This window comes from Geodermatophilus sp. SYSU D01176 (assembly GCF_054050015.1).
The window spans coordinates 271281-285900 of record NZ_JBJGYN010000001.1; the positions used below are offsets into that span (position 1 = coordinate 271281).

General features: G+C 74.4%; 11 protein-coding genes. 3 read left to right on the forward strand and 8 right to left on the reverse strand.

Annotated elements, in window-relative coordinates:
* Window positions 1–151: 151 nt before the first annotated feature.
* Together ACI78Z_RS01245 and merB are read right to left on the reverse strand one after the other, a co-directional pair.
* The gene (locus ACI78Z_RS01245; RefSeq protein WP_457034693.1) at window positions 152–361 is read right to left on the reverse strand and encodes a hypothetical protein; all 210 of its coding nucleotides are present in this window, start codon (window positions 359–361) and stop codon (window positions 152–154) included.
* A gap of 6 nt (window positions 362–367) precedes the next feature.
* Window positions 368–811, reverse strand: a complete 444-nt coding sequence (merB, locus tag ACI78Z_RS01250) for an organomercurial lyase (RefSeq protein ID WP_457034694.1) — start codon at window positions 809–811, stop codon at window positions 368–370.
* Between the two features lie 218 nt (window positions 812–1029).
* Here merB and ACI78Z_RS01255 point away from each other — a divergent pair, with 218 nt between their 5' ends.
* Both ACI78Z_RS01255 and ACI78Z_RS01260 read left to right on the forward strand, forming a co-directional pair.
* Window positions 1030–1854 carry an oxygen-binding di-iron domain-containing protein gene (locus ACI78Z_RS01255; RefSeq protein ID WP_457034695.1) on the forward strand — a complete coding sequence of 275 codons (825 nt, stop codon included), beginning with the start codon at window positions 1030–1032 and terminating at the stop codon, window positions 1852–1854.
* Between the two features lie 253 nt (window positions 1855–2107).
* A complete protein-coding gene (locus tag ACI78Z_RS01260; RefSeq protein WP_457034696.1) occupies window positions 2108–2923 on the forward strand; it encodes an alpha/beta fold hydrolase in 816 nt (271 codons plus the stop codon).
* Window positions 2924–2980: 57 nt separating this feature from the next.
* Here the strand turns inward: ACI78Z_RS01260 and ACI78Z_RS01265 are convergent, their stop codons facing one another.
* The 5 genes from ACI78Z_RS01265 to ACI78Z_RS01285 form a co-directional block, all read right to left on the reverse strand.
* Window positions 2981–4219, reverse strand: coding sequence for an FAD-dependent oxidoreductase (locus ACI78Z_RS01265; protein ID WP_457034697.1), 1239 nt, complete (start codon window positions 4217–4219; stop codon window positions 2981–2983).
* Window positions 4216–5634 carry an FAD-binding oxidoreductase gene (locus ACI78Z_RS01270; RefSeq protein WP_457034698.1) on the reverse strand — a complete coding sequence of 473 codons (1419 nt, stop codon included), beginning with the start codon at window positions 5632–5634 and terminating at the stop codon, window positions 4216–4218. Before ACI78Z_RS01270 ends, ACI78Z_RS01265 begins: the two co-directional genes overlap by 4 nt.
* A gap of 72 nt (window positions 5635–5706) precedes the next feature.
* Window positions 5707–8844 carry an ATP-binding protein gene (locus ACI78Z_RS01275; protein ID WP_457034699.1) on the reverse strand — a complete coding sequence of 1046 codons (3138 nt, stop codon included), beginning with the start codon at window positions 8842–8844 and terminating at the stop codon, window positions 5707–5709.
* Between the two features lie 418 nt (window positions 8845–9262).
* Entirely contained in the window at window positions 9263–9622 is a 360-nt protein-coding gene (locus ACI78Z_RS01280) for a hypothetical protein (protein ID WP_457034700.1), read from the reverse strand.
* 220 nt (window positions 9623–9842) lie between these two features.
* Complete coding sequence (locus tag ACI78Z_RS01285; RefSeq protein WP_457034701.1) at window positions 9843–12020, reverse strand: N,N-dimethylformamidase beta subunit family domain-containing protein; 2178 nt, start codon at window positions 12018–12020, stop codon at window positions 9843–9845.
* Between the two features lie 254 nt (window positions 12021–12274).
* Here ACI78Z_RS01285 and ACI78Z_RS01290 point away from each other — a divergent pair, with 254 nt between their 5' ends.
* A complete protein-coding gene (locus ACI78Z_RS01290; protein ID WP_457034702.1) occupies window positions 12275–13051 on the forward strand; it encodes a hypothetical protein in 777 nt (258 codons plus the stop codon).
* Window positions 13052–13692: 641 nt separating this feature from the next.
* Here ACI78Z_RS01290 and ACI78Z_RS01295 read toward each other — a convergent pair.
* Window positions 13693–14619 (reverse strand): hypothetical protein, encoded by a 927-nt coding sequence (locus tag ACI78Z_RS01295; RefSeq protein WP_457034703.1) that lies wholly within the window; start codon window positions 14617–14619, stop codon window positions 13693–13695.
* Window position 14620 lies beyond the last annotated feature (1 nt).

Below are 14620 nucleotides of genomic sequence, written 5' to 3' on the forward strand. Positions count from 1 at the left end.
GGTTCCCGGGGGGAGGCCGTGTCCGAGGGGCGACACGCTCCTGCACACGCCTGCCGAACTGGGGTCGCTGACGTAGCGATCACCGCTTCGGGCCGCCGGCTGGGACCGGCCTCGGGCAGGCTCCGGGGCCGGATCAGCGTCCGCTTCCCCGTCACCCGAGCTGCCAGAAGGAGCCGACCAGTCCCAGGCTCCCCAGGATGGCCTGGTTCTGCTCCCGGGTGTGCGGGGTCCACCGAGGCGAGAGCCGGTCGCCCCACCAGGCATGTGCGAGCGCACTCAGCGCCGTCACCGTCAGGGTCTCGCCCGGGGGCCGGATCCCGAGCCAGCGCGTGATGTGTTCCTCCGACCGGAAGAGGTTCATCGTGCTCTAGGTGAAGACGATGTCGTCCCACCACTGACGCGCCGGCACCAGGCAGTGGAAGAGCAGGGACGGCTCGTCCGGTTCCTCACCGCGGACGCCGACCGAGACCGGGGTGCCGCAGTCGGGACAGGTGGTGTCGATCCGGCCGTCGGTGTGCAGGGCAGCGCAGATGCCGAAGGCGTCCCAGGCGCAGTTCCCGTACCACCAGCGCCCGGCCGCCCGCACCCGATACGCGGTCGGGACGGCGGAGAAGGGATTGGCCATGCGGATCTCCGAGCCCGTGGCGTCGAGCACCAGCGCGTGGCCATCGTGCAGCCGCCGCCAACCCTGACGGACCTCGGCGGCGGTCGACCTCGTCGCAACGGCGACCTCCTCGGCCGACGGAGCTCGCCCGAGCGCCACGAACAGCCGGTAGCTCCGGTTGCGGAGCTCCAGGTCCCGGCGGTCCATGGAGGGGGAGTGTGGCCGTGCAGTGGACCTCGTGTCACGTCCGGTCCTCCGGTCCGGGAACGACGGGAGACGGTCAGGTCAGGCCTGGCGGCCCCACGTCACCGGCGCGCCCGCGGTCGTCGGGGACCCCGCGACTCGGAGGACAAAGGCCCTGGTCGGGCGCCGTGCATCGCGCCTAGCTTCGGCGCGCCAACGAGTGCGACCACCGGAGGCTCCCGATGGACAACCCCTACCGAGGATCGGCCGACGTCCACGTCCTGCCCACCAACATCTCCCTTCCGGGGATAGGTGTCCTGCCGATCAACGCCTACCTGATCCTGGCCGAGGAGCCCGTTCTCATCGACAGCGGCGTGGCCGTCGACGCTGACCAGTTCGTCGACGCGGTCAGCTCGATCATCGACCTGGGGACCCTCAAGTGGGTCTGGCTCACCCACGACGACGCTGACCACACCGGGAACATCCAACGGATCATGGACCTGGCGCCGAACGCGAAGCTCGTGACCCACGGGTTCGCTGCGTTGCGCATGTCGACGTGGTGGCCCGTCCCGATGGACCGGGTGCACGCCATCCGGTCTGGCGATGACATCCACGTCGGTGACCGCACCCTCACCGCGGTCGCCCCGCCGCTGTTCGACAATCCGATGTCCATCGGCGTGCTGGACCGCTCCACCGGGGCGCTGTTCACCGTCGATGCCTTCGGGGCGCTCTTGCCGGAGCCCACGCAGGATGCTTCGGACGTCGCTCCGGAGGCCCTCGCCGGCGGCATGATCGGCTGGGCCACGTCGGATTCGCCGTGGGTGCACATGACCGACCCGGCCGAGTTCGGTCAGATCCTCGATCGGGTGCGCCGGCTCCAGCCTCGGCGGATCTTCTCCTCGCACCTGCCGGCAGCGAGTGGGACGGCGCTCGAGGAGTTCCTGCGCGTGCTGGAGCAGGTCCCCACCGCGGAACGTTTCGTCCCGCCGGACTCCGAGCAGTTCGCGGAGATGATCAAGGCCATGGCGGAGATGCAGCGCGCCGGCGAAGAGGTCCCGGCGACCTGATCGACGCCGGTCGGCGAGGCGGTCGCGGCGCCTTGGCCGACCGCGGGGACCGCCGGTCGATCCGGCGCAGAGAGCGTCTGGTAGCGCCACGCCGAGCTGACCCACGACCTCCGGTGACCTGGAACGGTCGTCGTCGCACGGGAGGCAGCGCCCGGCGGCGGATGGCCGGGGCGGAGGCGATCGCCCGCTGCCGTGGCGCCGGCCGACCGAGCATCCTGCACCCACGGGATCGGATCGGTGGGAGGGGGACAGGATGGACGTCCACACGGCGACCCCGCTGACGACCACGTCGCGGGACGGGGTCCGCATCGCCTGGTGGCGCAGCGGACAGGGGCCGGCGCTGCTCCTCGTGCACGGGGTGACGGCCGACCACTCCCGGTGGGAGACGGTGCTCCCGCTGTTCGAGCCGCACCGCACCGTCCACGCCATGGACCGGCGGGGACGGGGCGGCAGCGGTGACGCCGCGGACCACCGGATCGAGGACGAGGGTGCCGACGTGGCGGCCGTCGTCGACGCGATCGCCGACGCCACCGGCGGTCCGGTCGACGTGCTCGGCCACTCCTACGGCGGCACGTGCGTGCTGGAAGCCCTGGTGCTGACCGACCGGGTCCGCCGGGCGGTCCTGTACGAAGCGGACGCGGGTGGGTCGATCGATCCCCGCCTGGTCGACGAGCTGGCGGACCTGCTGGCCGAGGGCAGGCGTGAGGAGGTCGTGAGCGAACTGCTCACCGTGGCCGCCGGGGTGACCGCGGACCAGCTGGCCCGAATGAAGACGCTGCCGTCCTGGCCGAACCGGGTGGCCGCGGCCCACACCGTCGTCCGGGAGGGACGCGCGCTCGAGGCCTACCGGCTGCGACCCGAGCGGTTCAGCTCGTTGCGCGTGCCGGTCCTGCTGCTGGCGGGCTCGGAGAGCCCGCCGTCGGAGGCGAGGTCGACAGCCCTGCTGGCCGCGGCGCTGCCCCGTGCCCGCCTGGTGACCATGGCGGGGCAGGGCCACGTCGCGATGTTGACCGCACCGGAGCTGTTCGCCGCCGAGGTGCTCGGGTTCCTGGCGGACGACACGTCCTGAGCGGCCCCGGCATCCGACCCGACCGGGGCTGTACTGCCGCTGCCGGTGGGGCTCCGCTCAGGGGACCGGCGCGGCGACCCGGGGCGACGCCGGCAGCCGCCCCAGGATCCGGGTCAGGTTGGCGGGGTCGAAGAACTCCGCTGCCGGCACGGTGCCGATCAGGGTGCCGAAGAAGCGGCCCGTCTGTTCGGGGTCGTGCTGCAGGGCCGCCATCAGTCGCTGCACGTCCGGAGGCGGCGGCTGCAGGGCGGCGAGCTGGACGCTGTTGTCGTAGCCCTGCCCCGCGGCCTCGTCGCGGCGCCGGTGGTAGGTGGCCAGGGCTGCCGACATCGGCATGCGGCCGGTGAGTCCGGCGTCGACGGCCTCGGCCAGGAACTCGGCGTCCCGGAAGGCGTCGCTGATGCCGAGCGCCAGGATGGGGTCCTTGTGGTATCCGGCGTCGCCCACCAGCGCCCAGCCCTCCCCGTGCGGTCGCCGGAAGTGGTTGGGCAGGTGCCCCGTGCCGCGGAACGGCTCGGTGCGCCGGCCGGCGCGCAGCCGGTCGCCGAGCTGCGGGACCGCGTCGAGCGCGGCCTGGACGTGACCCTCGACGTCGGCGCGGACGACAGGGAACTCCGCCCGTGGCCAGTAGACGATGACCATCACCTGGCCGTCGTTGGTGGGCGCGGCGATGACCGACCGGCCGGGGCGGGGGTACAGCTCCGCGGCGGACATCTCGACACCGGCCCAGTAGGAGTAGTAGGCGCAGGTCAGGGTGGGGTGCTCGCGGTACGTGGGGGCCGCGACGGCCCGTGCGACGAGGGAGTGGACGCCGTCGGCACCGACGACGATGCGCGCGGTCCCGGTGACCGTGGGACCGCCGTCCACCCGGCCGCGGATGCCGGTGACCCGTCCGCCGTCACCGAGGACCTCCTGCACGGAGAGCCCCTGGTGCACCTCGGCGCCGGCCTCCGCGGCCGCGGCGGTCAGGATGGAGTCCAGGACCTGTCTGCGCACGCAGTAGCTCTGCGAGATCGCGTCCACCGGTGGCGGCGCGCCGGTGAGTGCGAGCGGGCCGACGTCGAGGACCTGGCTGCGGATGGGCGGGCAGCCGGAGCCGGCGACCCGGTCCAGCAGACCCCAACGGGCGAGGGCGGCGACGCCGGGTTGGTGGATGTAGTGGGTCGACAGGGTGTCGCTGGGGAAGCGGGCGCGGTCCACCAGCAGCACCCGGTGGCCGGCCCGGGCCAGCAGCATGGCGGTGGGGGCGCCGGCGCACCGGGCGCCGACGACGACGGCGTCGAAGTCGGTGGTCATCGCAGACCTCCCTCGGTCGGCGGGATGTTGGCGTTCTGCCGGAACACGTTGGTCGGGTCGTACCGGTCCTTGAGCGCGGTCAGGCGGGGGATGCGGTCGCCGTACGCGGCGCGGACGCCCGCGGCTCCCTCGTCGGAGACGAAGTTGGCGTAGACACCGCTGCTGTACGGCTGCAGGGCGGACCAGCCGTCGCGGACCCACTGCCGGTGCCGCTCACCGTCCGGGTCGGCGGGCGGCCAGCCGACGGTGAGGCTGAGCTCGAAACCCACCTCGCGGTCGCCGACCGCGGTCGCGGAGGGATCGACGCGGCCGACCGCGCCGCCCACGGCCCAGCCGTTGATCTGCGCGAACGGGGTCGTCATCGCGTTCATGCGCTCGAGGAGGACGTCGATGACCGCGTCCGCCAGTACGGGCAGCCGGTGGGCCTTCCAGTAGTAGTGCCGGCCGTGCGGCGCGCCGCCGTCGAGCATCGACTGGAGCGCGAGGTAGGGGGTCGGGCGGATGCCGTCGGCGAACGGGGTGGCGATCCGGCGCAACGGCGCGATCGCCTGCTCGCCCTCGGCGGGGTCCCCGGCCCAGACCAGGACCAGCCCGAGGGCGGGCGTGCCGAAGCGGTCCGGAGGGGTGAACGGGGTCGGGGGAGCGGACGCCATCCCGACGGTGATCCCCAGCGCGTCGGGCGCCTCGGGCGCGTAGTCGCGCAGGACGCGCAGGACCCGTCCGGCCTCGCTCAGCGGCCAGAAGAGCGGTCCCCCGAGCAGCATCGGACCGACCGGGTGCAGGTCGTACTCGAAGGCCGTGACGACGCCGAAGTTGCCGCCGCCGCCGCGCAGTCCCCAGAACAGCTCGGGCTCGCTGTCGGCGTCCACGTGCAGCCGGGTGCCGTCGGCCGTGACCAGGTCGACCGCGCGCAGGTTGTCCACGGTCAGGCCGTGCCGGCGCATGAGGTGGCCGAGGCCGCCGCCGAGGGTCAGCCCCCCGATGCCGGTCGAGCTGATGATCCCGCCGGTCGTGGCCAGGCCGAACGGCTGGGTCGCCCGGTCGAACTCTCCCCACAGGACACCGCCGGCGGCCCGCGCGGTCCTCGCAGCCGGGTCGACCCGGAGGCCCTTCATGGGGGAGAGGTCGATCGTCAGGCCGCCGTCGCAGACGCCGTGGCCGGCGATCGAGTGACCGCCGCCGCGCACGGCGACGGGCAGGTCGTGCTCGCGCGCGAAGCGCACCGCGGTGGTGACGTCATCAGCGCCCGCGCAGCGGGCGATTCCCGCCGGCCGGCGGTCCACCGCCCCGTTCCAGACCCGGCGCCCGTCGTCGTAGCCCTCCTCGCCGGGGCGCAGCAGCGCCCCGCGGAACCGCGCCCTCAGCCGGGCCCACGCCGTCGCGTGCACGGCACCGGACGGAACGACCTGGTCCACCGACATCACCGGTCTCCTCCCCGAGGTGGTACGGGACGGAGAGTGTCGGGCGGCCCGTTCCCGGAGCGTTCCTCAGCGCGTTCCCGCGGTGCGGAGCCCGGCGAGAGCGGCCTCGATGCGCGTCTCGACGGTGCGCGCGCCCTGACGGCGGGCGACGGCCAGGGCCTGCTCCAGCTCCTCGACCGCCCGCCGCTCGGCACCCAGAGCGCGGTGGAACCGGGCGCGCAGCCGGCGCAGCTCGGGCTCCCAGAGCTGGGCTCCCTCGCCGAGGGCGAGCGCCTCGTCGGCGGCGGCCAGGCCGGCCCGCGGTTCGCCGGCAGCGTCCAGGGCCTGCACCAGGACGAGCCCGAGGATGCCGTTCACGCCGGGAGCGGTCGGGGGCCCGCCGCGTGCCTCGGCCAGGGTGCGGCGGAGACGGTCCAGCCCTGCCTCGGGCCGGCCGTCGAGCACGGCGAGGAGGCCGGCGAAGGCGGCGGCCGGGAGGAGCACCTGCCCCGGCTGCTCGACGCTCCCGTCCGGCTGGAGGGCGTGCAGGTGGTGCCGCAGTCGGAGGGTGTCCCGCTGGTCCAGGGCGAGCAGGCCGCTCCAGATGTGCGCGACCCAGCGGGTGTACGGGTGCTCGGTCCGCTCGGCCATGGCCAGCGCGGTCTCCCGCGCCCGCTCCGCTCCAGTCGGGTGTCCCAGCAGCCAGAGGGTGTAGGCCAGGCGCATCCGGCAGAAGACGTCCGGATCCTGGCCGTACCGCTGCACGTGCGTCGCACGCTGATCGGCCCGGTAGCGGTCGACCGCCGCTTCGAACTCCGCCCGCGCGGTCTCCAGCCGGCCCTGCCAGAAGGCTGCCACGCCCAGCAGGTAGGCGCTCTGGACCCACAGGACGTCGTCGCCGTCGCGCTCGGCGCGCCGGCGGAGCTCCTCGCCGAGGGGCCGGGCCCCTGCGAAGTCGCACCGGGTGAGCGTCGCCATCGCCAGCGACCACACCAGGGGCGCCATCGGCTCGGCGCCCAGGGTCCGCGCGAGCGGGAGGGCGCGGGCGTGGACGTCGGTGACCCGCGGCGACAGGTAGCCCTCGGTGGCGATGAGCGGCGGCGGCAGTGCCGCCAGCAACCGGAGCCGGAGGGCGTCGGTGGAGGGGCGCGCGGGCAGGTCGGTGGCCAGCTCCAGGGCGCGTTCGAGGAGGCGGACCGCCTCGGCGTTCGCGTGCAGGCGGCGGGCGTCGGCAGCGGCCCGCTCGTACGCCGCGACGGCCTCGGCGGCGGCGCCCGCACGGTCCAGGTGGACGGCGATGCGGCCGCTGGGGACGTCGCCGTCCCCGGCGGTGTGCTGGAGGGCGCGGGCCACGCGGAGGTGGTGGCCGCGCAGCTGCGCAGGGCTGAGGGCGCGGTAGGCGGCGGCGCGGATCTGCCCGTGGCTGAAGTCGTAGGCGTTGGGGCCGAAGGCCCGGACCAGGCCCCGGCGCCACAACTCGTCCAGCCCGCGCACGAACTGGGCCTCCTCCATCCCACCGGCCCGGGCGAGCAGCGGGGCGGTGAACTCCCGGCCGATGGTCGCCGCGACACCGACGAGGGCGGCGGCCGGCTCGGAGAGCTGCGCCAGCCGGGTCGCGATCACCGCGTGCGCCCGCGATCCAGGCGGCGGGGGGTGCCTGCCCGTGGGATCCGCGCGCAGGGCCTCGACGACGAACAGCGGGTTCCCCTCGCTGACGGCGTAGAGGCGTTCGGCCTCGGCGGCGGCCATCGGGCGGCCGGCGACGCGCTCGCCGAGCGTCGCCGTCTCCTCGGGGCCCAGTCTGACGAGCGGGATCTCCACCGATCGCCCGAGGGCCTGCACCGCGACCAGGAGACGGCGGACCGGATCGCCGGGATCGACGTCCTCGTGCCGCACCGTGGCGGCCACCAGCAGCCGGCCGTCCGGCTGGGTGCGCAGCAGGTAGTGGAGGAACTGCAGCGTCTCCTGGTCGTACCACTGCAGGTCGTCGGCGACGAGGAGCACCGGGGTCCCCGGAGGGAGGACGGCGCGGGTCAGAGCCCGGAACAGCCGGGCGCGTTGCTCGCCCTCGGGGAGCGGTCCGGGGGCGGGCAGGCCGGGGATCTCCGCGAGGAGCTCGGGCAGCAGCCGCGCGAGCTCGGTCAGGTCGGTCCGGTCCAGCCCCGGCAGGCCTGCGGCGATCCCCTCCGCGCGGAGCCAGGCGGCGACCGGGCCGTAGGCGAGCGTGCCCTCGGCCGGATAGGCCCGGGCCTCCGCCGTGACTGCGCCGGTCCGGGCGCACCAGGCGCTCAGCTCCTCGACCAGCCGGGTCTTGCCGACGCCGGGTTCACCGGTCACCAGGGCCAGCTGCGCCCGCCCGCTGCACGCCGAGCGCCACACCGTGGTCAGCCGGGCCCGCTCGGTCGCGCGGCCGACCAGCGGCGGCCGAGTGGGCGATGCCGGCCGCCCTCCCGGTGTCGCCGGCTGGGCGCCGGCGAGCAGCAGCGTCTCGTAGGCCCGGCGGGTGGCGGCCGACGGTGCGATGCCCAGCTCCTGCTGCAGGGTGGCTTCGCACGCGTGGTAGGCGCGCAGGCCCCGGGTGCGCTCGCCGGCGGCGTCGCAGAGCCGGATGAGCAGGCCGTAGGACTCCTCGCGCAGCGGGTCCAGGCGCACCAGGCGCTCGGCGTATCGGAGGGCCTCGGCCCAGCGGCGCTCCGCCCCGAGCGTCCGCGCCAGCCGGTCGACGGCGTCCCGGTGCAGCTGGGCCAGGCGCTCGCGCTCCGCGCCCAGCCAGTCGTCGTCGCTGGCTTCCAGCAGGTCTCCCGAGTAGAGCTCGACCGCCTCCCGCAGTCGGCCCTCGGCGAGTGATCGCTCGAACTCGGCGACGTCCGACCACCAGGGCGCCTCCCGGCGCCACCGGAGTGTCCGCGGACCGATGTCGAGGAACCGTTCCAGCTCGGGCAGCGTGTGCGACAGCCGGTGCAGGACGTGGCGCAGGTTGGTCCGTGCCTGGGAGCGGGTCGAGTCGGGCCACAGGAGGAAGGCCAGGTGCTCGCGGGACTGGGGGTGCTCCCGGTGGAGCACCAGGTACGCCAGGAGGGACTCGGCGCGGTTCGATCCCAGTGCGGGCATCGGCGTCTCGCCCAGGCGCAGGTCGAGGCTCCCGAACAGCCGCACGCGCAGGCCGCCCGTCCCCGGATCCTGCGACGACGCCGGGGCCGCAGCCGGGTCCGCGGCGCCGTCCATGGCCCCATCCATGGTGTGTCCCTGGCCGCTCCGCCTCACGGCCACCGCGACGGGCGACGGTCGCTCCGTCGGCAGTCATGATGGCAGGCCGACGGCGGTGGTCGTCGTCCTCCGCCGCTGTCACGTCGGCCGCTCGTGCGATGACGCGCGCCGCGCCACCAGGGACTGCACTCCGGATCCCCCTGCAGCTCTCATGGGACGAGGGTCCTGCGGTCACGGCGACCGCGGGGCCCTCCTGGGGTCCGACGGGCGACTCGCTGCACACGCTCACGACTGCGTGTTGTGGGAGCCGATCCGCCGGTCCGGTCGAGGAGCGAACCGGAAGGGGGAGAAGCCGTTCGTCCCGCGCCCTGGTGTCGCACGGCGTGCGTCATCAGGAATCGACCCGCCGGCGATCCCGATCCTGACGGGGGAATGGTCAGAGTCCGGTGTCGTACAACCCGTGGTAGTAGCCCGACAGTCGGTCCTGGAAGCGGGCCGTCCGCATGTCCGCGCGCGTGACGTCCGGCGCGTCCTCGATGTCCTTGCGGGTGCGGTCCACGAAGACGACCTTCTTCTCGGGATCCACCCGTTCGACCGTGAAGGCCGGGAGGATGACCTGGTGATCGGGGTGCCAGTCACCTGTGTCGACGACCAGATAGCTGGCACTCACCGTGTTGGTCGCCCTGTCCACGACACCGATCGAACCATCGCGACCCATCACCTCGAAACCGGAGAGATCCACGTCCCCGGCGGAGATGGGCCGAAAATCACGGAAGTTCCACACGTCCGCGGTCATCGCCTTTCCTCTCCGATCGGAATTCTCCTCTCGTGGTCGTGGGTCGACAAGACCTCCCCTCCGCGGGAGGACGATCCGCCTCGGGCCGCCCCCCTCAGCCGCTCGACCGGCGTGGAGCGACCGACCGCCGTCGAGAGTCCTCAGGCCCGGGCTCGGCCTGCCCACCGGTGCACCGCCGGTCGGCGAGGTGACGAGGTCTCGGACGTGCCGTGCCCGCGCTTCAGGGGATGCCCGCCCGGTGGAGCACGTTGTGCACCAGCGTGCTGAGTGCCTCGTCGACGACGAGACTGCCGCCGAACGTCAGCGAGCCGGCGGAGAAGACGAAACCGCCGCCGGGGTGGTCGTAGTACGTCATGTCCGCTCCCGGGCTGGTCCCGTCCGGCACGCCCTGGGCGAGGACGACGAGGCCGGCGGGCAGGGCCGAGGGCGGCACTCCCGTCCGTGGGAGCTTCGCCTGGTCGAGGTCGCAGGCCCCCGGGACGCCGGTCGCGCCGGGGCCGCGGCTGGTGTCGACCTCCCATCCGCTCGCCGCGCCGTTGCCCCTGCCGCCGCTGTGCCCCCGGCTGAGGCCGACGGCGCCGACGGTGTCGCCGTTCGACAGGCCCGTCCCCTCGAACAACGGGTGACCGGCGGACCGCACCACGTAGGCCGACCCGGGCACCTCACAGCGCTCGGTGGCGACGCCGAGGAGCGAGCGCTCCGGCTTGCCCAGCACCCGGAAGAGGGCGTGCTCGCGGTGCCCGCCCTCCTCGCCGAGCCGGAAGACCATCGCCGTCCGGTCGTCGTCGTACTCCCCGGCCTCGAAGACGCCGTTGCCACCGAGGTAGGCGAGGCTGCCGCCGGCATCGAGGTAGGACGCCAGCCGGTCGTACATCTGCGGCGTCCAGTACTCGGGGTGGGTGCCGACCACCAGCAGGGGGTACTGCCCGGGGTCGCACCCGGCGTCGTGGAAGTCGATGTCGGTGACGACGTCGGGGGAGTGGCCCTGGCTCTCCAGCCACCCGAGGACCCAGAGCTCGCCGCGGGTCAGGTGGGTGTCCCCGTTCGGAGCCGACTGCGGCATGGGGCGCAGGAAGCTCGTGCGGGCAGCGCCGGAGTACTTCGACCGGCCGCCCCACCCGTTGTAGGCCAGCCAGGTGTTCACGTTCGCGAGCACCGCGATGCGGGAGCGCCGGTCCTCGCCCGGCTTCACCACGAAGGTGATGTCGCAGCGTCCACCGGTGGAGTCGGTGCAGGCGGCCGAGTAGATGCCCGAGCTCCACTCCGGCGGCACGGTCAGGCTGAAGGTCTCGTCCCAGCCGCACCCGTCGCGCCACGCCGCCGCCGGGGCCACCTGGTGCTCCGCGGTGAACGCCGTCGACCGGACCTCGGGGGAGTCGACCGTCTCCGACGTGGAGGTGTGCCGCCGGATCGAGGCGACCGCCTCGCCCTCGTGCGAGAGGTGGAACGAGATGGACTCGCCCGGGCGCGCCGAGAGCGGCCAGCAGTACCCCTCGATCGGCCGGGTGGGGAGCACCCCGACCCACACCGACCCGTTGCCCGGCTGGTAGGCGATGACGTCGTCCCACAGGTCGCCGTTGACACTGCCGGTGACGACCTGCCAGCCCTCGGCCGGGCGCAGGGGCGGCGACAGCTCCCGGAGGGCGAACCCGACGCCGGTGTTCTCCGCGATCCACAGCGTCCCGTTGCCGGGGTGGTAGCCGAGCAGGTCGGCCTTGTCCCGTCCGGTGAACAGGCCGGTGCGGATGGTCCAGTCCTGCGCCGGTGTCAGGGACTCCCTCCGGGTGAGGGTGAACGACGATCCGCGGTTCTCCCCGACCCACACCGATCCGTCGTCCGGCCGGTACCCCACCACGTCGGTCGTCCCGTTGCCGATGACGTCCGCGGTCGCGAACCGCCAGTCCTCGCCCGGCGTCACCGTGGCCCAGGTGCCCCGGAAGGCGAACGCGGAGCCGGTGTTCTCCCCGACCCACAGCGAGCCGCTGTCGCGGTGGTGGGCGAGCAGGTCGGCTCGCGCCCGGCCCGTGAACAGGCCGCCGTGGATCCGCCAGCCGGCCGCCGGGGCCAGGTCCGCCCACCGGGCGAAGGCGAAGCTCCCCCCGCGGTTCTCGCCGACCCACACGGCACCGTTGCCCGGGTGGTAGCCGACGACGTCCGCCCGGCCGTCACCCGTGACGTCGGCGACGACGAACTGCCACCCGTCCGGGGGGTGCACGGTGGCCCACGGGTCCGAGAACGCGAACCGGTCCCCGCGGTTCTCCGCGACCCACAGCGTCCCGTTGCCCGGGTGGTAACCGAAGAGGTCACTCCCGGCTCCGTCGGTGAAGGGCCCGGCGTCGAACACCCACCCGGCGGCCGGCGTCACCGACGCCCACTGGCTCACGCTCAGCTCGGACACGCGGGTCTCCTCTCGTGGACGTGCAGACGGCGTCCGGCCGTGTGCCAGGCGCCGTCGGTCATCGGGGTGGCTGTCCTGCTGCACCGCTGTGCGATCGGGTCGCACGGTTCCCGGTGAGTCCGGGCCCAGGGCCGCCGGCTCCGTCGGGAGGTCCGCGTCGGCTCCCACGCGCCCGGTCCGGGCGTGTCGGCGGCGATGCGGGCAGGCTCGTCCCCCGTGGTCTCCGAGGAGGGGCCCGAACGGAGGAGGCGGCCGTGTCCGACGTGGTCTTCTACGTGACCGCCCACACCGACGACGCTCTGCTCTTCCGTGGCGAGGGGCTGTTCACCGACCTGCACACCGTGGGCGTGACGACGGTGCAGGTCCTGCTCACCGCGGATGACGCCGGCCGGACCGACGGCTGGTGGGAGGCGCACGAGGCGGCGTGCATCGAGTCGCTGGCCGGCACGCTCACCCCCGGCACGCCGGCGTCGGACCGGGTGACCGTCAACGGGCACCCGATCCAGCGCCACACCGGGCCGACCTGGGCCCTGTACGCCCTCCGGCTCCCCGACGGCAACGTCACCGGCGAGGGTTTCCAGTCCACCGGCCTCCGCACCCTGGGCAAGCTGCAGCGCGGGGAGATCCCCGCGCTGGCGGCCATCGACGGGTCGACCGGCTACGACAGCTGGGACGACCTGGTCACCACCGTCCGAGGGATCGTCGCCGCGGAGCGGGGAACGATGCGCCCGTGGGTCAACACCGCCGACCACGACCGCGCCCTCAACCCCGCGGACCACCCCGACCACTACGCGACTGCGGACGCCGTCCGGGAGTTCGCCGCCGCCGACGACCTCGACCGGCTGTGGTGGGTCTCCTACGACGTCGTGAACCGGCCGGCCAACCTCGCCGGCTACGCCCACGACATCAAGTGGTTCCTGTTCCGCCTCTACGGCTGGGTGGTGGACGCGCGCATGGGCACGCCGCCCAACGAGGAGGAGTGGGGCTGGTGGGGGGCGCGCAGCTACGCGCGCACCGAGCACGCCGGCTGACCGATCGGGGAGTGGACCGTGGGTCCGGGTCAGGTCGGGGAGGGCCGGACCGGCGCCCGCGACACCGGGGCCGCGCGATGGGTCCGGCCGGCTCCCAGCCCGGTGCCCACCCGGCCCTGGAGGCGTCCGGGCCGGGTGCGTCGACCGGCCCTCGGGGTGCTCGACGCGCTGCCCGTCGCACCCCGTCGGCTCGGCGGGCACGAGCCCGAGGCGGTGGCCGCCGGGCGCCGTCGAGGCGGCAGAGGACCGGCCGGATCCCCCGCCGTCCGTCACGTCACACCCCTGAGAGCCCGGTGGCCCGGCCCCGTGGGACCGCCGTCGGCGCGGCTCGTGCCCGTCTGCCGGATCCGGCGGAGGCGGACGGACGCTCCGGGCATGCGCGAGCCCCTTCTGCTCGGAGGCGGCTCGCCGACGGGTGACACCGGTCCTCCCGTGCGCACATCCGGCGGGCGGCGCGACGTCGCCAGGCGCGGACCGCCTCCGCAGCAGCACACCACGGCCGGCGTCACCGAGCCGTCAACGGCGACGAGCCGGTCCCTCGACGACGACGCCGGCGGGGCGGGTGGGCTGCTCGAGGGCCCGCGGTGGACCGGGGCCACCGTGCGGCGGAGCCGTCCCGGGGCGGACGGCCGGCGGCTGCGTCAGTGCGAGCGGGCCGCCGCGGTCCCGATGGGGCCGGCGACCCCCGCCTGCGCCAGGTAGCGCGAGATCGAGTGGGGGTCGGTGTCGTTCTCCACCTCGAGGTCGGTGAGCGGCGCTCCCCAGGACTTCTCCAGGGGGTGTCCCAGAGCGACCACGTCGTTGACGTCGTAGGCGGTCAGCCACTCGACCCCGGGGTGCCTGTGGCCCGGATCGATGAGGTTCTTCTGCACCGCCTCCAGGCCGAGCGGTGACCCCGCGGTCACCCACAGGGCCGTCCGCTCGCGGACGTCGTCGTCGTGCAGCAGGTCCCGGGCCACCACCGTGCCCAGGCTGTGCGAGACGAGCACCAGCGGCCCCTCCGCGGGGACGCCCTCCCGGACCACCTGCAGGACCTCGTCCCGGCCGTCGCTGAGGTAGAGGGCGACGTCGCGCAGCTGCGCGGTGATCACCAGCTGGTCGACCCGCGACCGCTTGGCGAGCGAGACGAGGAGCTCGCGCGCCGGGCCCCAGGAGAGGATCCGGTCGCGCAGGCCCTCCTCGCGCAGCCGCCCCCTGCCCCCCGTCCGCTCGACCGGCGGTGGCGGCTCGTCAGGGTCGGGGACCGCCATCCCGGCGGCCCGGGCCATGTCGAGGAGCAGCTCCCGCTCGAGCGCGCCGGTCTCCGGCGGAGTGGCGGGGGAGAACGGCCCCGGTTCGTCCGTCGACCGCGTCGACTCCAGCCGGAGGGCCTTGCCCGCCGACGCCGCGGTGACCTGGTACAGGACGTTGCCGTAGAACGGCAGGACCACGCGGTCGGCGGGCAACGGGTCGGCGTCGGCCGCGGTGAGCCCGGCGTTCAGGGCCGCCAGCCACCGGCGGAGCAGGTGCTCCGGCTTCTTGAACTCCTGTCCGCGGCCGTGCAGGAAGACCAGCGTGGGTGCGCCCATC